The 22484-nt window shown below is 69.0% G+C and carries 22 protein-coding genes and 1 tRNA gene; 13 read left to right on the plus strand and 10 right to left on the minus strand.

Annotated features, from left to right (window positions below; translation table 11 throughout):
* The first annotated feature begins 73 nt into the window (after positions 1 to 73).
* From ACGFW5_RS11345 to ACGFW5_RS11365, 5 genes are all read left to right on the plus strand, one after another.
* Positions 74 to 313: a hypothetical protein gene (locus ACGFW5_RS11345; RefSeq protein WP_393833927.1), complete on the plus strand. Its 240-nt coding sequence runs from the start codon at positions 74 to 76 to the stop codon at positions 311 to 313.
* Positions 314 to 655: 342 nt separating this feature from the next.
* Entirely contained in the window at positions 656 to 2116 is a 1461-nt protein-coding gene (locus ACGFW5_RS11350) for a DnaB-like helicase N-terminal domain-containing protein (RefSeq protein WP_393833928.1), read from the plus strand.
* A 265-nt stretch (positions 2117 to 2381) separates the two neighbouring features.
* Positions 2382 to 3230, plus strand: a complete 849-nt coding sequence (locus ACGFW5_RS11355; protein WP_393833929.1) for a DUF2637 domain-containing protein — start codon at positions 2382 to 2384, stop codon at positions 3228 to 3230.
* Positions 3231 to 3537: 307 nt separating this feature from the next.
* Positions 3538 to 4068 (plus strand): plasmid mobilization relaxosome protein MobC, encoded by a 531-nt coding sequence (gene mobC / locus ACGFW5_RS11360; protein WP_393833930.1) that lies wholly within the window; start codon positions 3538 to 3540, stop codon positions 4066 to 4068.
* On the plus strand, positions 4065 to 5774 hold the full coding sequence (locus ACGFW5_RS11365) for a relaxase/mobilization nuclease domain-containing protein (RefSeq protein ID WP_393833931.1): 1710 nt from the start codon (positions 4065 to 4067) through the stop codon (positions 5772 to 5774). Before mobC ends, ACGFW5_RS11365 begins: the two co-directional genes overlap by 4 nt.
* 137 nt (positions 5775 to 5911) lie before the next feature.
* Here the strand turns inward: ACGFW5_RS11365 and ACGFW5_RS11370 are convergent, their stop codons facing one another.
* The 4 genes from ACGFW5_RS11370 to ACGFW5_RS11385 form a co-directional block, all read right to left on the minus strand.
* Entirely contained in the window at positions 5912 to 6478 is a 567-nt protein-coding gene (locus tag ACGFW5_RS11370; protein WP_393833932.1) for an HAD domain-containing protein, read from the minus strand.
* Positions 6479 to 6507: 29 nt separating this feature from the next.
* A complete protein-coding gene (locus ACGFW5_RS11375) occupies positions 6508 to 7203 on the minus strand; it encodes a class I SAM-dependent methyltransferase (RefSeq protein WP_393833933.1) in 696 nt (231 codons plus the stop codon).
* Positions 7204 to 8118, minus strand: a complete 915-nt coding sequence (locus ACGFW5_RS11380) for an aminoglycoside phosphotransferase family protein (RefSeq protein ID WP_393833934.1) — start codon at positions 8116 to 8118, stop codon at positions 7204 to 7206.
* Positions 8119 to 8190: 72 nt separating this feature from the next.
* Positions 8191 to 8940: a hypothetical protein gene (locus ACGFW5_RS11385; RefSeq protein ID WP_393833935.1), complete on the minus strand. Its 750-nt coding sequence runs from the start codon at positions 8938 to 8940 to the stop codon at positions 8191 to 8193.
* A 224-nt stretch (positions 8941 to 9164) separates the two neighbouring features.
* Here ACGFW5_RS11385 and ACGFW5_RS11390 point away from each other — a divergent pair, with 224 nt between their 5' ends.
* The 4 genes from ACGFW5_RS11390 to ACGFW5_RS11405 all read left to right on the plus strand — a co-directional run bounded on the left by ACGFW5_RS11390 (position 9165) and on the right by ACGFW5_RS11405 (position 13219).
* Complete coding sequence (locus ACGFW5_RS11390) at positions 9165 to 10520, plus strand: tetratricopeptide repeat protein (protein WP_393833936.1); 1356 nt, start codon at positions 9165 to 9167, stop codon at positions 10518 to 10520.
* A gap of 1 nt (position 10521) precedes the next feature.
* Positions 10522 to 11052 carry an NUDIX domain-containing protein gene (locus ACGFW5_RS11395; protein WP_393833937.1) on the plus strand — a complete coding sequence of 177 codons (531 nt, stop codon included), beginning with the start codon at positions 10522 to 10524 and terminating at the stop codon, positions 11050 to 11052.
* Positions 11053 to 11337: 285 nt separating this feature from the next.
* Entirely contained in the window at positions 11338 to 12072 is a 735-nt protein-coding gene (locus tag ACGFW5_RS11400; protein ID WP_393833938.1) for a hypothetical protein, read from the plus strand.
* Positions 12041 to 13219 (plus strand): helix-turn-helix domain-containing protein, encoded by a 1179-nt coding sequence (locus tag ACGFW5_RS11405; RefSeq protein ID WP_393833939.1) that lies wholly within the window; start codon positions 12041 to 12043, stop codon positions 13217 to 13219. Before ACGFW5_RS11400 ends, ACGFW5_RS11405 begins: the two co-directional genes overlap by 32 nt.
* Before the next feature lie 1103 nt (positions 13220 to 14322).
* Here the strand turns inward: ACGFW5_RS11405 and ACGFW5_RS11410 are convergent.
* Together ACGFW5_RS11410 and ACGFW5_RS11415 are read right to left on the minus strand one after the other, a co-directional pair.
* The gene (locus ACGFW5_RS11410) at positions 14323 to 14916 is read right to left on the minus strand and encodes a hypothetical protein (protein ID WP_393833940.1); all 594 of its coding nucleotides are present in this window, start codon (positions 14914 to 14916) and stop codon (positions 14323 to 14325) included.
* Between the two features lie 641 nt (positions 14917 to 15557).
* Positions 15558 to 16925 carry an NAD(P)-binding domain-containing protein gene (locus ACGFW5_RS11415; protein WP_393833941.1) on the minus strand — a complete coding sequence of 456 codons (1368 nt, stop codon included), beginning with the start codon at positions 16923 to 16925 and terminating at the stop codon, positions 15558 to 15560.
* A 170-nt stretch (positions 16926 to 17095) separates the two neighbouring features.
* Here ACGFW5_RS11415 and ACGFW5_RS11420 point away from each other — a divergent pair, with 170 nt between their 5' ends.
* Positions 17096 to 17485, plus strand: a complete 390-nt coding sequence (locus ACGFW5_RS11420) for an ArsR/SmtB family transcription factor (RefSeq protein ID WP_393833942.1) — start codon at positions 17096 to 17098, stop codon at positions 17483 to 17485.
* A 45-nt stretch (positions 17486 to 17530) separates the two neighbouring features.
* Here the strand turns inward: ACGFW5_RS11420 and arsB are convergent, their stop codons facing one another.
* A complete protein-coding gene (gene arsB / locus ACGFW5_RS11425) occupies positions 17531 to 18625 on the minus strand; it encodes an ACR3 family arsenite efflux transporter (RefSeq protein WP_393833943.1) in 1095 nt (364 codons plus the stop codon).
* Positions 18625 to 18936: an ArsR/SmtB family transcription factor gene (locus tag ACGFW5_RS11430; protein WP_393833944.1), complete on the minus strand. Its 312-nt coding sequence runs from the start codon at positions 18934 to 18936 to the stop codon at positions 18625 to 18627. The genes arsB and ACGFW5_RS11430 overlap by 1 nt, the downstream gene beginning before the upstream one ends.
* 100 nt (positions 18937 to 19036) lie before the next feature.
* Between ACGFW5_RS11430 and ACGFW5_RS11435 the strand changes: the two genes are divergently transcribed.
* Positions 19037 to 19450 carry an arsenate reductase ArsC gene (locus tag ACGFW5_RS11435; protein WP_393833945.1) on the plus strand — a complete coding sequence of 138 codons (414 nt, stop codon included), beginning with the start codon at positions 19037 to 19039 and terminating at the stop codon, positions 19448 to 19450.
* A 269-nt stretch (positions 19451 to 19719) separates the two neighbouring features.
* Here the strand turns inward: ACGFW5_RS11435 and ACGFW5_RS11440 are convergent, their stop codons facing one another.
* On the minus strand, positions 19720 to 20526 hold the full coding sequence (locus tag ACGFW5_RS11440; protein ID WP_393833946.1) for a hypothetical protein: 807 nt from the start codon (positions 20524 to 20526) through the stop codon (positions 19720 to 19722).
* A gap of 95 nt (positions 20527 to 20621) precedes the next feature.
* The gene (locus ACGFW5_RS11445; protein WP_393833947.1) at positions 20622 to 21128 is read right to left on the minus strand and encodes a SigE family RNA polymerase sigma factor; all 507 of its coding nucleotides are present in this window, start codon (positions 21126 to 21128) and stop codon (positions 20622 to 20624) included.
* 258 nt (positions 21129 to 21386) lie between these two features.
* On the opposite strand from ACGFW5_RS11445, the gene ACGFW5_RS11450 reads away from it, so the two are divergent.
* Positions 21387 to 21460 (plus strand) — tRNA-Met (locus ACGFW5_RS11450).
* A 131-nt stretch (positions 21461 to 21591) separates the two neighbouring features.
* Positions 21592 to 22377 carry a MerR family transcriptional regulator gene (locus tag ACGFW5_RS11455; protein ID WP_393833972.1) on the plus strand — a complete coding sequence of 262 codons (786 nt, stop codon included), beginning with the start codon at positions 21592 to 21594 and terminating at the stop codon, positions 22375 to 22377.
* The last annotated feature ends 107 nt before the right edge of the window (positions 22378 to 22484 follow it).

Raw genomic sequence — 22484 nt, forward strand, 5'->3', positions numbered from 1 at the left:
CTGGTTTGTAGGCGCCTGGAGACGGATGTGATGACCGCGTTCGCCGAGGGCTGCACCGAAAGGGGCGAACTGCATGCGCGAAGACATGGCGGCCGGACAGCCGAAGGCCGTGAAGGGGATGAGCCGGGAGGAGCTGCTCGCTCTCCCGGTGTCGGTTGACCTGGACACGGGCAACCGGGCTCTGGGTCTCGGCCGGAGCAAGGGGTATGAGCTGGCGAAGCGGGGCGCCTACCCGTGCAAGGTGCTGCGACTGGGCAACGCCTACCGGGTGGTGACCGCCGATCTGCTGCAGCTGCTGGGTCTAGCGGCGTGAAAGCGTGGGACCGTAGCAGACAGTTCTGCGCTGAGCTGACACAGGAACGCTCGACTGTGGACAGGCGTGGACGTACTGTCCGTGTTCCCCGGCGAAAGCGGAGCCGCCGCGAACAGCGAAACAGCCTCCGGCGATGGCACGCCGGAGGCCGCAGAGGGCTCCGTGTATGACCACCCATCAAGCGACCAACCGAAGTGCGGCCTGGCAGGGCCTGATGCACCTCGGGGAGGGACCTCTATGCCCAAGCCTACGGGCACCGCACCAACCGCCGCGCTTACGTCAGCGCAATTTCCCCGCTCCTCCGCGCCGGAGGCCACGGGCGGCCCGGCCATCGGCGTGCCGATGAACATGCCCCGCGAACCGGAGGCCGAGAAGGCCGTGCTCGGCGCCTGCATGTTCCGCACGGAGACCATCGACGAAGTCCGCCAGCTCATCGAGCCGTCGGACTTTTACGAGCCCGCGCACACCACCATCTGGTATGCCCTGCTGGAGCTGCGGCGCCAGGATGCTCCCAAGAGCCCGATCGCGCTCACTCACCAGCTGCAGCGCACGGGCGACCTGAAACGGGTCGGCGGCCCCGAGTATCTGCACGCCCTTGCCAGCAGCGCCTCCATCGGCGGCGGCACCGACTATTACGCGGGCATCGTGCGCCAGCAGGCGGACCTGCGGGCCATGCACGGCATGGCGGTACGCGTGCTGCAGAGCGTCACCGCGGAGGGCGCGGATCCCGAGGAAGTCCGCACGCTGGTCAACGCCTCGGTGCAGGAGCTCGCGGTCCGTTCTCGCCACAGCGCTGGCGGGCGCCTGCAGCGCTACGCGACGGACGGGTGGAGCTTCGTGTCCTCCAGTCCGGAGGAGGCTGAGCCCATCTGGGGCCATCGGGGCAAGGCCGCCTGGGAGGCGGGGGAGAGCCTGATGCTGGTCGGCCCGCCCGGAGTGGGCAAGTCGACGATCGCCCACCAGCTCGTCCTGGCCCGCCTCGGACTGCTCGCCCAAGTGCTGGACATGCCGGTGCAGGAGGGCGAGAAGGTGCTCTACATCGCGGCGGACCGGCCCAGCCAGCTCGCCCGCGCCTTCTTCCGTGTCGTACACCCGGCCGACAAGAAGATCCTGGAGGAGCGGCTGGTGTTCTGGTCCGGGCCGCTGCCCGCCTCCTTGACCGCCGAGCCGCAGTTGTTGGCCGAGATGGCCGCCGAGCACGGCGCGGACACCGTGGTGATCGACAGCCTCAAGGACGTCGTCGGCAAGCTCACCGACGACGAGGCGGGCATCGCCTACAACAACGCCCGCCAGCAGCTGATCCGCGACGGAGTCCAGTTGCTGGAGCTGCACCACCAGCGCAAGCAGGGTGCCGACGCCTCCCGCAACCAGCGCCCCGTCCTCGACCAGGTCTACGGCTCGGCCTGGTTCACCGCCGGCGCGGGCAGCGTGCTCTTCCTCGCCGGCGCGGCAGGCGATCCGATCGTCAAGCTGCACCACCTCAAGACGGTGAACGAGGAGATCGGCCCCCTGCCAGTCGTCCACGACCACACGCGCGGCCTCTCCCGTGTCGAGGACACCCTCGACCCGCTCACCCTGCTGAGGCAGGCCGGGACCAAGGGGATGACGGCCCGCCAGCTCGCCGAGGGCATCACCGGCGAGCCCAACCCCGATCCGGCAGACGTGGCGAAGGCCAGGCGCCGCCTGGACACCCTCGTCAAGGCCGGACACGCGGCTGAGAGCAAGGGCGCCGGAGGCGGCGCGGGCGGCGGCAAGGCCACCGTCTGGACCGCCACCGCCCGCCGCATGGCCGTCGTCTCCTGATCCTCTGCACGCCCCAGGGCGCGTACGCGGTCCCGTACGCGCCCCGGTCTGCGAAAACCGCCTACGAGGCGCCTACGCCGCGTACGAAATCCAAGAAACCGCAGGTCAAACGACTACGCGCGGCCCTATGGCCTGTACGGCCCCTAGCGCCTACGCGCGGGCCCCTCTTTAGAGAGGGGCCCGCGTAAGCGCCCTGATCTTCACACCCACCTTCGAAGTCGACCGCCCGGCTCTCGGACCTCAAGTTCCCCCCGGAGATCTCGCCTTGCCCTCCCCTGCCTCCGCAGCCCCGACCGCCGTACTCGGCAGCCGTTCCGTCCGGGTCGGTATCGGCGTGCTCGCCGCCATCGGCTTCGCCCTGTCCTACGACGCCCTGCGGCAGATGGCCGTCGCCGTCCACATCCGCGGGGTGCTCACCTACCTTTTCCCGCTCGTGATCGACGGGTTCATTGCCGTCGGCGTCATCGCCCTGCTCCTTCTGCGCACCGCCCCGACGAGGTCCCGCGCGTACGTCTGGATGCTCGTCGGCGCGGCCACCTCCACGAGCATCTGGGCCAACGCGCTGCACGCCATCCGCCTCAATCAGCAGACCCGCCAAGGCGACGTCCTCCGGCTCGATGACCACACCGTCGGCGCCCTGTCCGCCATCGCCCCGCTCGCGCTCGCCGGCGCCGTCCACCTCTACCTCGTCATCAATCGCCATCTCAACGCCAACGGCATGGTGGCGGACATGCCGACCGCCACGCCGCCCGTTCAACCGGGCCCGCGCCAACGGAGTCGCCAGGCCAGCCAGAAGGACGAAGAGGCCGCCAGCAGCTCGTCCTCTGTCGAAGCCGACGCACCCGCGCCCGAGGCGAAGACCGCCATCGACGCAACGCCACCAGCCGAGGCGAACCCCAAGAAGGGCGGGCGTAGGACCACCGTCCCCGACGAGGTGCTCTGGGCCACCGCCCGCGCCATCGGTGCCGAGGTCGGCAAGGTCCGCCGTACGCCGCTGGAGGACGCGATCAGGGCCCAGGGCTACACCATCCAGAAGGACCGCGCCGAAGCAGTCGCCAAGGCCGTCACGGCGGAAGTCACCTCCGCCAGGAGGAGCACCGCCACCGCCGCGTAGGCGCCATGGCGCGATGCCCGGCCTTGGCAGAACCAGTTCACCGGCGCCGTATCCCGCTCTGATCACGTAGATCGCCCCCTCCGGCTCACCCGGTGTCCCCGCGCAGATAGGCGCACGGGGACACCGGGGCCGCGCACCGCGAAGCATCCGCCACCAGCACCCCACGGAGAGCCGATTCATGCACGACCCGCTCCGCGAACTCACCACGTCTCAGGAGCAGATGACCGCCACCCCCGTCACAGCGGGAGCAAGGTATCCCGTTGGACCGTCCACAGGCCGGTCTTACGGGCAAGCCTCCGCCCCGGGGGTGGCGGAGGCAGGCGGGCACCAGGGGGTGCCCGAGGAGGAGCAGCCCTCCGACGCCGTCACCGACCCTGCCACCCCGTTGCCGCGTGCTGCCGACGAAGCCGCCCTGCACCGCGTCGCCCGCCGCCGCAAGCCCGACCCGAACGGTCGGCGCGAAGACCGTGTCGACGCCCGCTACAGCGTCGAGGAGAAGGCCGCCATCCTCGCCAAGGCCCGGTCGCTGAACGTCAGTGGCGCCTACTACGTCGCCGCCCTCGCCCTGGGCCACGTCCATGGTGATTTCACCCTGTCCGGCCAGCGCACCGCACTCGACGACTACATCGACGAGCTGAACGCCCTGCGCCAGCAGGTCGCCCAGATCGGTCACAACGTCAACCAGATCGCCAAGAAGCTCAACTCGGGAAGCCACCCCCACCCTGGGGACAGCGCCCTGCTGGCCCAGACCGACCGCACCCTGGAAGCCGTCGGCACCGCTGTCAGGCAGATCGCGGCAGCCACGAACCAGGCCGTCGCCAAGAACGCGGCCCGATGATCGCGAAGATCAGCGGCGGCAAGAGCACCGCCGGCCTGGTCCGCTACCTGTACGACACCAAGAAGGCCAAGGACCACACCGACCCGCACCTGGTCGCCTCCTGGGACGGCTTCGCTCCCGACCCCGGCCGTACCACCGGCGGCTCCGACACCACCAAGAAGCTCCTCGTGGCCGACCTCGACCTGCACGTCAAGCAGGCCGAGCGGCTCGACCGCGCTCCCGAACGCCACGTGTGGCACTGCTCGATCCGCGCCGCCGAAACCGACCGCCACCTCAGCGACGAGGAGTGGGCCGACATCGCCCGCCGCGTGGTGGCGGCCACCGGCATCGCTCCGGAAGGCGATCCGGATGGTTGCCGCTGGGTCGCTGTTCGTCACGCGCCCGATCACATCCACATCGCCGCCACCAAGGTCCGCGCCGATCTGCGCACTGCCCGTCACTGGAACGACTACGTCACCGCCGACCGCGAACTCGCCGCCATCGAGAAGGAGTACAGCCTCTTCCAGGTCGTACGCGGGGACCGCACCGCCGCCAAGCGCCCCACCCGCGCCGAGCAGGAGAAGGCCAAGCGCGCCGGGCAGGCCCGCACGGCCCGCGAGCGGCTGCGCACCACGGTGCGTACCGCCGTGGCCGCCGCCATCAGCGCCGAGGAGTTCATCAGCCTGCTTCAGCACACGGACGGCGTCCTCGTCGACGTGAAGCACTTCCCCTCAGGTGACGTGCGCGGCTACACCGCCGCCCTTAAGGGCGACACCAACGGCAAGCAGGAGCCAATCTGGTACTCCGGCTCCGCACTCGCCCCGGACCTGTCCCTCCCCAAGATCCGCCAGCGCCTCGGCGCCAGCGAACAGCAGCAGGGCCCGCGCAAGGCGAATCCCTGGCACCGCGCCACCGCTGCCGCGGAACACATCCCCCACCGCCTTGAACACGGTGACGACGCAGCTGCCCAGGCCCACCTGGCCGCCTTCGGTGAAGCCCTCGACACCCTGCCCCTCCTCGCACACCAGGGTGTTCGGCCCCAACTTCGTCAGGCGGCAGAGGTGTTCGATCGGGCCACCCGTTCCCGCGTCCAGGCCGAGCACCAGCACGCCCGCGCCCTACGCGGTGCCGTTCGGGCCATGGTCCGCGAGCCCGCCCCCAGGGACGGCGCCCTGCTGGCGATGTTCCTGGACGCCGCGATCCTCGTCGTCATCGCCGCTGCCCGCTGGCACCAGCTCCGCCACCACGACCAGCAGGTGGCCTCAGCCCACCAGAGCCTGCTCCACCTCCAGGCTGCCTACGAGCAGGCGGCCGCCGAGCCGCTGGCCACACTTGCCCAGCGCCGGCCTCCCCAGCAGGTAGTGGAGCGGCACATCCTCCTCATTCGGCAGGCCGTGCCTGACCACGCGGAACAGGTCCTGCAGGATCCGGCCTTCGACGCCCTCGCAGCCGCACTCGCCAACGCCGAGAAGACAGGCCACGACCCGAACCAGCTCCTCCGGAAAGCCGCCGACCAGCGCGCTCTGGACGACGCCCGCCACCCCGCACGCGTCCTGACCTGGCGCGTCGAACGCCTCGCCGCACGGCCGGCACCCAGCGCACGCGCCCGTGCAGCACAAGCCCAGAGCACGGCACAACGACCCAGCGCGCCGTCGCAAGCGATGCCTATCGCCTTGGCCCCAGCATCCACCGGGTGGCCCGCGAACGGCACTGCTCGTCGGCGCTGAACAGGAAAAGGCAGGCGAAAGGGAGCCTTTGATCCCCGGTCACCGACTATCCAGCGCCGCTGAAGGTAGGCGGCCGGGACTTACGGCTTGGCCCCTCGCCAGCGTGGCGAGGGGCCAAGTGCGGTCCTGCTCGGCCGTCATGCGGCTTCGATGCCGGTTGTACCGTCCCGCGCGACGGACAACTTCGCCGCCCACACCAAGGTTGATTCCAAGTGCCCTGTCCGCAGGCCGACGTGAGGCTCGGGCTGGACCAGGAGGGTCGCTGGACCGCACGCGGTTCGTTCTGCGGCCCACTCGTGGTCGAGGGCGGTGAAGTCGTCGTCGATCCAGACGGCGGGGGCGTCGCCTAGCCATGTGTCGACGTGGTCCCGCTTCCAGAGGTAGCCGTTGGGGTGGCTGGTGGTGATCTGTGGGCGCGGAAGATCGACGTACGGCAACTGTGGCAGACCGAGGAGTGGGCCGATCACGGTGGCGGCGTCCTGACGCCAGCTGGTGCACCACACCGGGGTGACCAGGCCGGTGCGGATCACGTCCATGAGCATGGGCCCGTGGTCGACGTTGAGCCAGATCGTGACCGGGGCGTCAGGGGATCTGCCGCTGGGGAGGACGTCGTGGCGGGTGTGGGTCGAGGGGGGCGTCTCGTCCTTGCCGGGGAACGGTATGAGGACACCGTCGATGTCGAGGAGCAGGTAGGGCAGGCGCATCGGTTCCTCCGCGAAGAGGCGGGGCGGGGTCAGAGCTTGCGTGCGGTGATCAACAGGGTGGTGGGCCAGCGGCCGTGGCGGGTGTCGTGGAACTCCTGGGCGTACGTGAGCCAGAGGCCCGCCCGTTCGAGGTGTGCCTCCCAGCGGTCGGTGTCGAAGTCCCAGCGGGCAATGGGCAGTCGGGCGCGGTCGGGCAGAGTGACATAGTCGCGGCGGGGCCGGTCGTCGGTGGACGGGTGCCTGCCGTTGCGCTGGGGGTGGGGGACGGAGAAGGCGAGGGTGCGGCCGGGCTTGAGGCGCTCAGCTATGGCAGGGAGCAGGAGGGCTGGGCTGACCAGGCCGATGGCGCCGAAGACGGAGTAGATTGCGTCAAACTCCTTGTCGGATGCCTGGAGGTAGTGCAGGGCGTGGCCGGCGACGAAGGTGGCGTTGCCCAGGCGTCCGTAGTGCGAGCGGGCCCGGCGGATCTGGAGGCCGACCAGGTCGAGGTCGGTGGCCCGGGCCCCGTAGCGGGTGGCGAGGCAGGCGACGTTGTGGCCGGGGCCGCAGCCGAGTTCGAGTACGCGTTTGCGGCGTAGGTCCGGGCCGAGGATCTCGGCATCGGGGCCGCTGCCGGGCCGGGTGGTCCATTCCATCCGGGCGGGCACGTTCAGGGGCTCGGCCGGTCCCGCGGCAGTGCGTTGGAGGGCGTGGGCGAGCCACGGAGAGGCTTGGGCGGCAGGCATCTACACCTCCAGGAACTGGAGGACGTCGGCCAGGTGGCGGCGTACGACCGTGATGTACGCGGGGTCGGTGGCCGGGTCGTTGATCCAGCGGATGGCCTGCTCCATGAACCACTCGACGGCCCACATGCGGTGCCAGCCCAGTGCCCAGTTCTCTGCGGCGAGCCCGCCGCGCCGGTCAAGGGTCTCGGCACTGCCGCCCTCGGCGACGTACGACTCCAGGAAGGCGCGCAGGCGCGCGGGGTCGGGGGTTTCGAGGGTGCCGTGCCAGCTGGCGAGGTCGAGCAGACCGGGGCCGGTGAAGGCGCGGGCGAAGTCGAGCAGGCGCCAGCCGCGCTGCCCGATGTGGAGGCTGGTGGGGTGGAACTCGGAGTGCACCCAGCCGAACGGGGAGCGGGTGGCGCCGCCCGCGCGGGCGGCTGCGGCCTGGGTGATCTGGTCCAGGGCGTGCTCGATGTCGTCGGTGTCCTGCCAGCGGTCGGCCTTGCGGAGCAGGTCGAGGTGGTCGAGGGCCCGGCCGGTCAGGGCTTGGAGTCCCTTGTCGTCGAGGACTGGCAGGGCTGGGGCGGTGCGGGTGTGGTGGAGGAGGACTGCGGCTGCTGCGCCGTCGAGGTCGTCGGCGTCGCGGACGGGGGCACCGAGGTCTTCGAGCAGCATGCCGAGCCAGCCGTCGACGATGGCGGAGGCGTGGAGCTTGGGCACGGGAACCCCGTAGGTGGCGGCGAGGCGGAGGGCCTGGTCCTCGCTGTCGAAGGGCTTCTTGGCGTACTTGAGGATGGCCGTGCTGCCGTCGGGGAAGGCTAGCCGTTCGACGCCGGACATGGACCACACCCGCACCTCTTCGCGCGCGACGGGAGCGGGTCGCCCGGCGAGGGCGCAGAGGTCGGAGAGGAGTTCGGCGCTGAGGTTCGTGTCCATCGAGGGTTCCGATCCTGGTGGTGGCGTCCGGGGCGGGCGAGGTAGTCGGCCCGCCCCGGAGCCTGGCTGGGGTTACGCGGGGTCGGTCACGCGGTGGGCATAGACCTGCTCGATCCATCCGGCCTTGAACTGGGCAAGGTCATCACGGAAGTTGGCCATCGAGGCACCGTAGGGCGCGACGACACCACCGGACTGGTCCGGCACGGACTGGCAGCCGTGCACGAGCCGTCCGCCGAGCGCGGCGTGGGCCTTGATCGATTCGAGGCGGCGGTGCTCGTTGAACCAGCCGCCGTGGTAGACCTCGTCGAGCATGTCGCCCGTCTCGTCGTCCAGGTCGAAGACGACGGAGGTGGCGGCGGGGAAGAACCAGCAGGGGCCGACGTTGGAGATGTGCCCGTCCAGCTCGACCTTGTTCAGTGCCATGAGCGTGGCGGCCTCGCGGAGCATCCGCAGGTGCGCCGGGGTGATCTGCGGCAGGCCGAGGCCGGCGAGGTGCTCGTCGCGGAAGAGGTAGGTGTACACCTCGTACGCGGTGGTCAGCACGCGGGCCGCGTCGGAGGTGGACTCGCCGTGGTTCTTGATGAAGTCGAGCGCGAGCTGCTCGACCGAGCTCTCGGTGGTCTCCTCCACGTCCAGGAGCTGGGACTTGACCAGCTCCCAGTCGGCGACGAGCCAGGTGTTGGACTCGAAGCGGAAGAAGTACTCGGCCGGGTCGATGGTGAGGCGCCGGCCTTCGACCTGGATGCCAGGCAGGCGGTTCCAGCGCTCGTCGAAGGCTTCGGGCAGCTCGACCGTGATGGCTGTGCTGTTGATGGTGGTCACCGTGTCTCCGTCTCTGATGGGCCGGGGCGGGGCATGGGAGTGGCCGAACCCCAGGCGGGCGTACGGAACTTCGGGGCCGCCCGGACCAAGAGGGGAGCCTGGATCACGGAGTCTGGCCGTGCCGGGCGGCTGATGATTAGTGAACCGGCCGTCACGCACAGTGGGTACGGTGAGAGCGAGGCCAAGCGGTATACGCGGTTTACAGCTCCGGAATGGAGGCGATCGTGGCAGCGCAGAGAGCACCCAACTCCCGCCTGCGCGAGGCCATCGACGCGACCGGCTGCACCTACGAGGCACTCGCGAAGGACGTCCGGCGCGTCGCCGCGGAGAACGGCGAGATCATCCAGACCAACAAGTCGGCCATCTCCCATTGGGTGAACGGCGTCCGTCAGCCCATCGGCCGGACCGGCCAGTACCTCGCCGAGGCACTGACCCGCCGAGCTGGGCGAATCATCACCCAGACGGAGATCGGCCTCCGGGCACCCGAAGCCGATGTACCGGATGAGCCGGACGCCGTCCTCGCCATCACCGACCTGGGCCGTGCCGACGTCGAACGCCATCGCTTCCTGGCGGTCGCCACCTTCACCACGGCTGGCGTCGCCATGCCGCTGGCCCACGACCACGAGGCCACCACCCGGCTCCTGCGCGCCCGCACGGGAAACACCCTGGTCGGCACCGAGGAGGTCGACGTCGTACGCCAGATCACGACGGCCTTCAGCGCGGCCGACGAGCGCCTGGGCGGTGGCCACGGGCTGACCACCGTCACCGCCTACCTTGCCGACACCGCAGCGCCCATGCTCCGCGGCCGCTTCGCCTCGGAGGACTTACGCGGGGCCGCCTTCGGCGCCGTTGCGGAACTCGCCTACCTCGCGGGCTGGAAGCACCACGACCTCGGCCACGAGGGTGCCGCCCAGCGCTACTACCAGGTCGGCTACCAGCTCGCCTACGAAGCCGACCCGCACGGTCACGCCGCCTGGATGATGCGCACCCTGGCCCACCAGGCCCTCAGCCTCAAACAGCCCCACCACTGCATCGACCTCTCCGAAGCCGCCCTCGCCCAGGGCATCGGACACATCGACGGCCAGACCGAAGCCCTGCTCCACATCACCCACGCCCGCGCGTACGCGGCCACTGGCGAGAAACCCGCAGCAGCCCGTGCCCTCCTCGCCGCCGAGGACGCCCTCCTGCGCGAGGACGGCCCCCAGCCCCGCTACTCCCGCGTGAGCGGACCCGCCGCCGGCACCGTGGCCAGTCACACCGCCCGCACCCTCACCGACCTCGCCGACCACGTCGGCACCGAACAGCAGCACCGCGACGCCCTGACCCGCTGGGACCCCGAGAAATACAAGCGGGTCCACGCCCTCACCTACGCCGACCTCGGCGACAGCCTCGCCGCCCAGGCCCGCGCTGACGAGGCCGTCGCCGCCTGGATGCAGGCCCTGAGCCTCATGGAGGGCATGACCTCCGACCGCACCCGCAAAGCGATCTCCTCCATCCGCTCGCCCCTTGCGGTCTATCAACGCCGCCGCGTCCCTGGCGCCGCCGAACTAGCCCGCCGTGTACGCGAAGCACTCGCCTAACATGCCCAACAACCCTGCCGACGAAGGGACCGCCGTGGCTCAGCCGACAACCGACGACCACCCCCAAGCCCTCAAGCCCGCCCTAGACTCCATGACCCTGCTGGTCGCCGCCGTCATCGTCCACGACAAGGCCACCAACCGCGTCGTCCTCCTCCAGCGCAGCCAGAACGCCAAGTTCGCCCAGGGCATGTGGGACCTTCCCGTCGGCAAGAGCGAACCCGGCGAGCCCATCACCGAGACCGCGGTCCGCGAGCTGTACGAGGAGACCGGCTTGACCGTGAAGCCCGAGGCTCTGAAGGTCGCCCACATCATCCACAGCGCCTGGGGTGTTGAAGCCCCAAATGGCTTCCTCACCGTCGTCTTCGCCGCGCATGAGTGGACCGGCGAGCCTGAGAACCTCGAACCTCGCAAGCACTCGCAGGTCCGCTGGGTCGACGCCGACGCCATCCCCAAGGAGTTCGTGGACACCACCGCCAGTGCCCTCAGCCAATACCTCTCCGGGGGCCCCGAGGTCTCCCTCAATGGCTGGTAGCTAGGGGCTACTTAGCTTCGCGTGCGACTTCCGGCGACATGCGGAGGAGCTGATCATGTGCCACGCACTACTGGCCCGCACCTTCCGCCGTTTCGTTGGACTCAACGATGCCTGCAACCGTGGCGCCTGCGGCATCAGCGGCACCCTCGCCTCAGCGTGAATGGGTGAGCCGAAATCTCACGCAGTGACGCGCCTAGCTTTGGCGCGTCCATCGGAGACACCAGCAGGCCCTTGGCGGGCCAACTTGTAACGACCGGGTCGTGGTCGAGGTTTGGGATGACAGCGATGTCGTCGAGCTTGGCCTCCGTCAGAAACCGTGCTGCGCAGGGCAGTTGGCGCAGAGGAAGCTATGTCTTTAACTTTTTCCGTGATATTTTCACGCCCATGGTTAAGGGTGAGGTCGAAAGTATCTGCGAGGCCACCGCTCAGCTCTGCGAGCCCCTTCACGACGCCTTCGCATGGGCAGTCCAGCACCAGCGCTCCCAGGTACCCGAGATGGACGGACAGGCTTACGGCTGGATCCGCACACACATGACGCGCGCCTTCGTCCACTACCGGCTCGGTGCCACTGCGGCGCGACTCGGCGACTGGAAACTCAGCGGCAACCACCGCAGGAACGGTGAGCTGTGGCTCACAAACGATGAGTACTGCACGCGGCTGCTCCACGGCTTCAGGGACGACCACGTCCCCGCTCCTGGGCCGAACCGTCAGCGGCGAGCCTTCTACCAGAACCGCCCTCTGACGAAGTTTGGCCAGCCGACCCTGATGGGGTCGGAAGGCAGCGATCTGCTTATCCTCTGGCGTATCGATGCGCAGGGAGCACCGTTGTTCCGTGTAGTGCGGACCGTCGGAACGTGGAGGTTCGGCAAGGAACAGCTTGTCGACCTTGATTTTCCACTGCTTGCTAGCGCGTCCGACCTGCGTGACCTTCACTTCGAGCCGCAAGATGAAGGTCTGGAACTTGAACTTCCGGATGAGGAGACGAACGATGCCGACGGCACTGGAGGCTTCTCCCGGTGAGCGGCTGCGAACGCTTCGCGACCTCCTTGGCCTGACCGGCGCCGATCTCTGCCGTCTGACAGGCATCAGCCAGAGTTGGATTTCGCAAGTAGAAACCGGGGCGCGCGAGCCAGCCGAGGAGCGGCTCCGTGCGATCGCGGATGCCACCGATACGCCGATGAGCTTCTTCTACGCTCAGCCCTCCTCTGTGCCACTGGATTCCCTGCGCTTCCGCAAAATGGCCAGTGCAAGCCGGACAGTCACGCGCCGGATCAGCGCGTTCTACGGCGAGAGCTTCCGCGTGACAGAGGAGATCACCAGCAAGGCTGGATACCCGGCGCCCCCTCTCCCCTTTGCTAGCGCACCAGAGCTGTCAGGAGACGAGGTGGAGGACCTCGCGGCTCAGACTCGTGAGGCCCTACGCCTTGCCCCGGATAAGCCCATCCCCCACCTCACACGGGCCCTTGAACGCGCAGGCATTGCGGTTGCGCCGATCGTGCTTCCCGATCCCACAGGCGACTCCGCAAGCCCTACCAACAAGCACTTCGGTGTGTCGTACTGGGCCGGTATCGGCGAGACAGCGTTGATCGCCTACTTCCCTGGTGCGCAGGGTGATCGGGACCGCTTCACCCTGGCCCATGAGTTGGGGCACCTGGTTCTCCACACCTTCAGGCCGCGCGTAGCGGATCCTGAAGGTGAAGCTAACCGGTTTGCCGGCGCCCTACTCGTCCCGCAGGAAAGGGCAAAGGAGGAGATCACCGACCGACTGACGTTGGAAGGCTTCGCGCGTAGGAAACAGGCATGGGGCGTGTCAATCCAGGCGCTCATCCTGCGTGGGGTCGCCGTGGGGAACATCGGGGAGAGCCGTAAGCGGTCACTGTACGTTCAGTTGACTCAGCGGGGCTGGCGCAAGGAGGAGCCTGTGTCAGTGGGGCAGGAAGCGCCATTGCTCCTCTGGAGCCTTCTGCAGCGTCAGTACGGGGACAGGCCGTATCTACGCGCGTCGGACCAGCTGGCGATTCAACCCACTGTCTTGAGGTCAATCGCTCCGCAGCCTGCCAAGACTAAGTCGGCAGGACCGAAACAGGCAGATGAAGACGGAAACGTCGTCGCCTTCCAGCAAAGGACAACAGGCTCACGAGGCAGACTGCATAGCACTGCGCCCTGACTGCCGAGTAGGAGGGACACGCTCTGGGCGTCGGTCTCACCTCATCGGACGAGTTGGTAGATCGCTTTCAACCCATGGGGTATGTGAAGCCATTACAGGGGTGCAGACACCGATGGCAAGCCAGTGGCTGTCCCTCTGGGTCTGCCCCTAGCGCCTGCCGCAGAATCTCAGGAGCGAAATCTAGCCGAGTGATCCGCGCGAGTGGATCGCGCGGAGTGCGGACCAACGACACCTCGTGGATTGATGCCTCTGCGATCACCGCCTGCGGAAGCACTTGCACCCTCTCGCCGACTATGTGCCCGCACGCAGGTTCTCTGCAAGCCGTGCAGGATCCGTCCTGCTCACGTGAGACCAGCACCTCATACAAGGTATCGATCATGTGAGGGCACTCGTCGAGGTCTTCTCCGCACAGTGAGCAGAGACGCACTGCGGTGAAGCCGATTGACGTTCCCCAGCGATAGTGCATAAGTGAGACTGGGCACACATCCCAGTACCTGCCATTCTCGAAGGCTAGTTCGCAGCCGAACAGGCCCCCCACAAAGGCTGCGACTTCGTGTGCATGACGGTGCGCAGCCTCGTGCCCAGGTGTGTCCTCCAGGAAGTTGAAGGCATCTACAGCGTGTGCAAGAGCCTGGCGTGCGAGCTGCTCGGCGTTCTCCCAATACGCGACGGCTGCGGGGGTGAGTCCCTCGGCGGTCGGCAGTCTGAGGCCGTGGCTGGCAAACCGCCGTAGGTCGAGTGCTGGCAATCTTGATTGGCGGGCTCGGATCACTCCAGCCACGGACCCCGCTGAGCGCCGCCGAGCCGCGCGGCGCAATCGGCGGGCCGATGGGTCCCACATCCCCCGCAGATGGCGTTGTTGTGCTTGTGTTTCTCGGATACCTCGGCGTGCCAGATCTGCCGTAGTGCGCTCCCAGGTGGGGATGTCGGGCAGGTCGGCGCATGCGTATTCGACGAGCAGGCGGCAGGAGCCAGCGTAGGCGCGGGCCGATTCCCTGAAGGCCATCTGTCCGTCTCGCCAAAGCATCCGCTGTCGGTCCGGCCCGGATGGCGGGGGGAGGGAGACCCCGGTGCGGATCAGACGCCCGCTGATTTTCTCCATTTCACTCCGCGTCCGTTGCCGAAAGTGACTGCGTAACTGGGTTTGCTTCGGAGGTCGGAACCTGTGGCGCTCGGCGGGACAGCGCCTCACCGGTGAGGCGCTCAATCTCGCTCACTCGTCCGGTGATCTCAACGCCGCGCAACGTGACGCCTGGCTGCCTGAGTTCAAGTTCAGCGATCTTCACGGTGATAAGCGCGTCATCCGTGGCTGCTACTCCGTCGCTACGTCCCAGGACAGACCGCGCCCTTGCTCGGGCCGTTGCCGCGATCGCCTTGGCTGCTGCTTTCACCGCGTCGCTGGAGACTCCGATGGCCACCGCGACCGCGATCGAGGCGATGACGCTGTCCGCGCTGTACTCGCTCAGGTAGCGGCGGGCGTCCTTCGGAAGGGCGAAGTCGATGTCGATCCCGTCCCGCCTCAGGGTTTTGACCAGCCCCGCAGTGCTTCCGAGATAGGCGGCCATGCCCTCGATGGTCTTGTCGGGCAACAGGTACAGCCGCCCTTCGAGCGCAGGGGCTCGCAAGTGCTTAGCCACCATCCGAGTCCCAGCCGCCCATTCCCCTACCTGCTGCGGCGGCGTCTCTCCAACGACCACGTGGATCCTCCCCTCGGTCAGTGCGACGGCAGGGACACCGCCAGCACCTCATCCAGCTACGCCGAAGCTACCGGCCCATCCGGACACAACACTGATTTTCGGCGATATTGTTGCCACGCTGCTATCGCCAGTCACGCCGCTAGCAGTTCTGGCAGCGTTTCCCAGCGCGCCCTCCGATCGGAAGCCGAGCCCTCACCAACTGCATGGCAGGTCGAAACGCTGTCGGCCTTCCGGGGAATCCCTGGAGAACGCATTGGTTGGTGGGGGCGGTTGTTGAGTTCATGCTGGCCGGAGGCGAGCTGGTCACCACCCTGGATGCGTGAGCAATGCGTGAGCGGATGCGCCAGCACACGTTGTCCCGGGCTGGACGGATCGGTAAGCCGTGGCCCCCTGGCCAGGCGAAACAGGACGACGGCTGAGCACTTAAATCCGTCCAGCATGATCATGCCGGGACTTTTAATCCGTTGGTTGTCGGTTCGCGTCCGACATGGCCTACATCGAGTGGCGGAGGGCTTACCCCCTCTGACCTGCATGGGAGCGCCCCGGCCGGGGATCGTCGGCCGGGGCGCTCCGCCGTTTTGGGGCCACTCGTGGCCCAGGTGTCGAGCGGGGCGTACGCGGATGCCCCGAGGCGGGGTTGGTCAGCAGCCCCCGGAAGGCGCCGGGACATCGGCGCCGATCCGGAGGGTGGCCGGGGCGGCACAGCAGCCACCACCGTCGCCCGCCTGGGCGGTGTCCGGCTCGTCGAAGAGGCCGGCGCCGCCGCACACCCCGGTCTCGGGGAGGGTCAGTTCGACGCGTCCGGCGGCCTCGTGGTCGCCCGAGAGCGCGGCGGCGATGGAGCGGACCTGCTCGTAGCCGGTCATGGCGAGGAAGGTGGGTGCGCGGCCGTAGGACTTCATGCCGGCCAGGTAGACGTCCTTCTCGGGGTGGGACAGCTCGGCCGCACCGTGTGGGTGGACGGTGCCGCACGAGTGGGCGTTGGGGTCGATCAGGGGGGCCAGCTCGACCGGGGCCTGAAGGCGCTCGTCGAGAGCGAGACGGAGTTCGTCGACGAAGGACAGGTCGGGGCGGAAGCCGGTGAGTCCGACGACCTCGTCGACCGGGTCGAGACTGCGGCCGTCCTCGCCCACCAACACCAGGCGGCCGTCCTCGGTCGTCTCCACGGCCTCCGTGCGGAAACCGGTTACCGCGTCGGCGTATCCGTCGTCGACGGCGGCCTTCGCGGCCAAACCCAGGGCGCCGCGGGCGGGGAGCTGGTCGGCCTCGCCGCCGCCGAAGGTCGAACCGCTGATGCCGCGGCGCAGGATCCACACGGCGTGGGTGCCCGGCTCGTCCTTCGCCAGTTTGGCGAGGGCGGCCAGGGTGGTGAAGGCGGAGGCACCGGAGCCGACGACGGCGGTGCGCCGGCCCGCGTAACGGGCCCGCACGGAAGGGTCCTTGAGGTCGGGGACGCGGTAGGAGATGTGGTCGGCCGCGGCCTTCTCGCCCAGGGCCTTGAGGCCGTCGCCGCCGAGCGGGCCGGGCGTCGACCACGTGCCGGAGGCGTCGATGACAGCGCGGGCGAACAGGCGGCCCCCGCTGCCGTCGGCGTACTCGATGTGGACGGTGAAGGGCTGCTCATCACGGTCGGCGTCCACGACGCGGTCACGTCCGGCGCGGGAGACTCCGGTGACCCGGGCGCCGTAGCGGACGCGTTCGCCGAGGACGGCGGCGAGCGGCTGGAGGTAGCGCTCGGCCCAGTCGCCGCCGGTCGGGTACGTGGCGCCGTCGGGCTTGACCCAGCCGGTGGGGGCGAGCAGCTTCTCGGCGGCCGGGTCGACGACCTCGGCCCAGGTGGAGAAGAGGCGGACGTGCGACCAGTCGCGCACCGCGCTGCCCGCAGCTGGACCCGCCTCCAGGACCAGCGGTTCGATGCGGCGCTCGACCAGGTGGGCGGCGGCGGCCAGGCCGATGGGGCCCGCGCCGATGACGACGACGGGCAGGGCAGCAGCGGTCTTCTCGCTCATCGAATGCTCCTGGGGCAGGGTGGGGCGGATCAAGGGGCGGATCAAGAGGCGGATCGAGGGCCGGATCAGGGGGCGGATCAAGGCAGCGACTCCGTCGAACATCTGATTCGACGTTCTTCGATATGCGAGGGAGCTTGGCGCACTGGATCGACGGATGTCAATATTGACGTATGTCGAATTCGAGTGTGGCCACGGATGTGGTGGCGCTGCCGGTCCTCCATCAGGCCGACGAGCCCGTGATGCCCTGCTGCCCGCCGCTGAACGAGCGCCCGTTGAGTGCGGAGGAGGCCGAGCGGACCGCGAAGACGTTCAAGGCGCTCGGCGATCCGGTCCGACTGCGGCTGTTCTCGGCGGTCGCCTCGCACGCGGGCGGCGAGGCATGTGTGTGCGACATCTCCGATGTCGGCGTGTCCCAGCCGACCGTCTCCCACCACCTGAAGAAGCTCAAGGACGCAGGGCTGCTGTCTTCCGAGCGGCGGGGGACGTGGGTGTACTACCGGGTGGAGCCGGCCGTGCTGGCCGCCATGGGGCAGTTGCTGTCGTCCGCGCCCCCGGCCTGAACTGTCCGTCGCACCGCCACTCTGGAGTGGCGGCGTTCGAATCCTTCAGGTCGCCGGAGCGAAGCGTCGGCGCCAGGCCAGCGACACGTACACGAGCGCGACCAGGACCGGGACCTCGATCAGCGGGCCGACGACACCGGAGAGGGCCTGGCCGCTGGTGACGCCGAAGGTGGCGATGGCGACCGCGATGGCCAGCTCGAAGTTGTTGCCGGCTGCGGTGAAGGCGAGCGTGGCGGTGCGGTCGTAGTTCAGGCCGATCGCCTTGCCGAGAGCGAAGGTACCGAACCACATGATCGCGAAGTACACCAGCAGCGGCAGCGCAATCCTCGCCACGTCCAGCGGCTGCGAGGTGATGGTCTTCCCCTGGAGGGCGAAGAGGATGACGATCGTGAAGAGCAGCCCGGACAGGGCCCAAGGTCCGATCTTCGGCAGGAAGTTGGCCTCGTAGCGCTCGCGGCCCAGTCTCTGCTCGCCGATGCGGCGGGTCAGGAATCCGGCGAGCAGGGGGATGCCGAGGAAGATGACGACGTTGAGGGCGATCTTCCACAGGGAGATGTCCAGGTGCCGGCCGGTGCCGAGGTGGAGCCGGCCGGGCAGCAGGTCGAGGTAGAACCAGCCGAGCAGGCCGAACGCCAGGACCTGGAAGACCGAGTTGAGGGCCACGAGCACAGCTGCCGCCTCGCGGTCGCCGCAGGCCAGGTCGTTCCAGATGATGACCATGGCGATGCAGCGGGCGAGCCCGACGATGATCAGGCCGGTGCGGTACTCGGGCAGGTCGGCCAGGAAGATCCACGCGAGGGCGAACATGACGGCCGGGCCGAGCACCCAGTTGATGACCAGCGAGGAAACCATGAGTTTCCTGTCGCCGGTCACCGCGTCGAGTCTGTCGTAACGGACCTTGGCGAGGACCGGGTACATCATGATCAGCAGGCCGACCGCGATCGGGAGGGAGATCCCGCCGATCTCGACCTCGGCGAGTGCGTCGTTCAGGCCGGGGATGGTGCGGCCGAGACCGAGGCCGAGGCCCATCGCGATCAGGATCCAGACGGCGAGGAAGCGGTCGAGTGTCGACAGCTTGGCGACAACTCCCGTCTCCCCGGCGGTGGTTCTGCCGGTCGCGTCGGGTTCGGTGCTGGTCATCAGCAGGCTCGCTTCCGGCCGGTCTCGACGGTCGTACGGGCACGCGCCGCCAGCTCGGCGAATGAGCCCGCCAGGGTCTCCAGTACCTCCGGGCGCAGCTTGTAGTAGATGAAGCGGCCGCACGGCTCGGTGTCGACCACGCCCGCCTCCCGCAACACCCTCATGTGGTTGGAGAGGTTGGTCTGCTTGGCGCCGGTCTCCTCGACCAGGTGCGTGGTGCAGAGCGTCTCTTGGGCGAGCAGGTGCACGATCTTGAGCCTGAGCGGGTCGGCCAGGACCCGCATCAGTTCAGTGTCGACTGACGTCATCATGGGCTGATACTTTCACATCAGTGGTGAGTGACATCATTGAATGCTGACTTCATTCGTGCCTGATCCAGCCGCGAGACACGTGAGACAAGAGAGACCCTTGATGTCCGACAAGCCCGCTGTGCTGTTCGTCTGTGTCCACAACGCCGGCCGTTCCCAGATGGCTGCCGCGTGGCTGACCCACCTGGCCGGGGACCTTGTCGAGGTCCGCTCGGCCGGGTCCGACCCGGGCAAGGTAGTGAACCCGGCCGCCGTTGCCGCGATGGCCGAGGTCGGCATCGACATCTCCGCCGAGACCCCGAAGGTCCTGACCGTGGACGCGGTCAACGAGTCGGACGTCTGCATCACCATGGGCTGCGGCGACACCTGCCCGGTCTTCCCCGGCAAGCGCTACCTCGACTGGAAGCTGGAAGATCCGGCGGGCCAGGGCGTCGAGGCGGTCCGCCCGATCCGGGACGAGATCAAGGTGCTGGTGGAGGGCCTGATCGCGGAGATCGCTCCGGAGCCATCCGCGTGAACGTCAACGCCGGCACAGCCTCCGAGGCGCATGAGGTCAGCAGGCCGCCGTCGCGGTGACCGTCCAGCGGACGGGGCGGCGGCCCCTGGCGCCATTCATCGGTCGACCGGTTCCGTCGGGCCGGGCCGCTTCTGGGTGTCCGGGCGACGCCCCCTCGGCCTTCAACCCTCGCCCCTCGCCCCTCGCCCCTCGCCCCTCGCCCTTCGCCCTTCGCCCTTCAACCCTCGGCGTTCGATCTGCGACTTCGGCGGTCGGCGCGGGATGGTGGGTCAGCCGACCGCGCCCAGGATCGGGGCCCAGGTCGCGCCGGTGAGGGCGGCCACCGCCTGCTGTTCGGACAGGGGGGGCGCGGTGCGGGTCGGCTTGGGTGTGTCGGCGCCGTTGCCGCCGCCCGTGCTGTTCCACTGCACCATCTGGAGCTGCGCCCCGGTCGACTTCAGTGTCACCGTCACCGTCCAGCGGTGCGCGGTGTCGGCGTGCGCCGGCTGTTCGGCCGCGTTCTTCTGTGACATCACCACGGCCCCGCCGGGAATCGCGGCGCTGCTCGGCAGCTCGCTCAGCGTGCAGGTGTCGCCCGCGGCGCGTGCGGGTGTCTGGTCGCAGCTCAGCCCGTCGCCGTCCCTGAGCGGCAGCTTGAGCCGCACGGCCGATACGCCGACCATGGCCGCTCCGTGCCCGTCGTCGACGACCAGTCCGCCGTTGGCCACGTAACCGCCGGACGGATCCGACGGGTTGTTGCTCTGCCCGCTCACCTCGCTGAACCGGCCCCCGGGGAACGTGCCTTCCACGGCCTGGATCATCTGGGTGCCGCTGATCGCCGAACGGGGCACGGCCAGCGCCGCCGGCTCGATGTCGGAACCCGCGGACCGGACCCCGGCGAGCATGCCGGGCATCACGAGCGCGGCCCCCGCGATCACGGCGCAGGCCCCGGCCCCGGTGAGGACGCGGGTGGTGCGGCGCCGTCGACGGGCGGCCCGGCCGCGCTCGACGGCTCCGTCCACGAGCGAGGTCAGATCGGGTTCGAGTGCGTCGGTCGTGCGGTACAGGGCGTGTGAGAGATCTGCTTCGAACGGCATGCTGGCGTCACCTTGTGTCTTCTGTCGCTGACGGTTGGGGTGCGGCGGTGCGGCGGTGCGGCGGTGCGGCGGTACGGACCCGCGGGCACGGGGATTCAGTGCGCGACCAGGTCGGACAGGCTGTCGCCGAGCAACGCGCGCAGCCTGTCGAGTGCGCGGGTGCCCTGGGAGCGGACCGCGCTCCTGCTCAGCTTGAGCATCCGGGCGGTCTCCTCGATGCTGCGGTCCTCCCAGTACCGCAGGAGCAGCACCGCCCGGTCGCGGGGCGGGAGTTGACCGAGCGCGTCCAGCAGGGTCAGGCGCAGGGCCGCGTCCGGGCCGCTTGCCGCGCCGTCGGGCAGGGTCCCGGTGGGCCGCTCGCCGGTACTGCGCCGACGCCGCAGGCTGAGGAAGGTGCGGACCAGAATCGTCTGGGCGTACGCCGCCGGGCTGTTCGCGCAGGCCACCCGGTTCCAGTGCACGTACACCCGGCTGAGGGCTTCCTGCACCAGGTCTTCGGCCAGGTAGGTGTCGCCGGCCGCGAGCACGTACGCCGAGCGGTACAGGGCCTTCCCCCTCGCGGCCACGAAATTCAGGTACGCATCCTCCTGTACTGCTTTCACTCGGTCCCCGCCTGTTCTCTTGTTCCGTGGTCCCCGTGCATACCCCTGATGACTACGTGACTCGGTGGGATGTCGCGCCCGTGCGGCACTTTTCTTTCCCGGGTTTCCCGCTCCGCGCGGATGGCGCGCACGGCGTGCGGTGAACGGCGCGGGGCCTGCCCGGCGGGGCGACGGGGAGCGTCCGCAGGTGGGTTCGGGGTGGGCGCTGGTAAATGGTTCGGAGCACCGCTGCGTATGGCGTACAGTTGTGTTTACCGACGCGGGGTGGAGCAGCTCGGTAGCTCGCTGGGCTCATAACCCAGAGGTCGCAGGTTCAAATCCTGTCCCCGCTACTGAACGAAGAGGCCCGGCACTGTTCACAGTGCCGGGCCTCTTCGCGTTCCCCGGCTCCCGCCCTCCCGCGCGGGCTCCTCCGCGTCCTTGACCTTTACGCAACGTCAAGTTCTAGCGTGGCCGTGTGAACGTGCACGGCAAGGAGTGGTCGATCCAGGAGATCGCCAAGAAGGCCGGGACAACCAGCCGCACCCTGCGCCACTACGGGGAGCTGGGCCTGCTCGCCCCCAGCCGGATCGGAAGCAACGGATACCGCTACTACGACCAGGACGCCCTGGTCCGGCTCCAGCGGATTCTGCTCCTTCGGGAGCTGGGGCTTTCGCTGCCCGTGATCGGCGAGGTCCTGGAGGGCGAACGCGATCCGTCGGCCGCCCTGCGCACCCATCTGCGCCTCCTCGAACAGGAGCGTGCGCGCATCGCGCGGCAGATCGCGTCCGTGCGGACCACCCTGCACAAGACCGGGAAGGGAATGGAGCTCATGGCCGAGGAAGTGTTCGACGGCTTCGATCACACCCAGTACGAGGAGGAGGTGAGCCGCCGCTGGGGGCGGGACGCGTACGAGAAGAGCGACCGCTGGTGGCGCTCGCTCACCGAGGAGGAGAAGAAGGGCTTCCAGCGGGAACACGACGACATCGCCCGCGACTGGGGCCTGGCCCGCGGGGACGGCCTGGCCGCCGACGGCGACGTGGCGCAGGACATCGCCGGGCGCCACGTCGCCTGGCTGTCCGCCACCACGAGCGTCAGCAGGTCCTACGTCATCGGGCTCGGCCGGATGTACGTCGACGACCCGCGCTTCGGCGCCACCTACGACCGGCACGGCGAGGGCACGGCGGCCTTCGTGCGGGACGCCCTGACGGTGTACGCGGAGCGCCACCTCCCCGACGCCCCGGCCGCCGGGGGTGTGTGCGCCCAGTAGTCTCGCGTGCGCGATGAGTCATGGTGGGCCTCGCGGGATGAGGGAGGGGGCGAGGTGGTGAGTGGGCACGAGTGGGGGCGCGGGCGCGGCGGGGCGACGGGCGGGTG

This window comes from Streptomyces sp. NPDC048416, from assembly GCF_043200435.1.
In the GTDB taxonomy this organism is placed as follows: Bacteria; Actinomycetota; Actinomycetes; order Streptomycetales; family Streptomycetaceae; genus Streptomyces.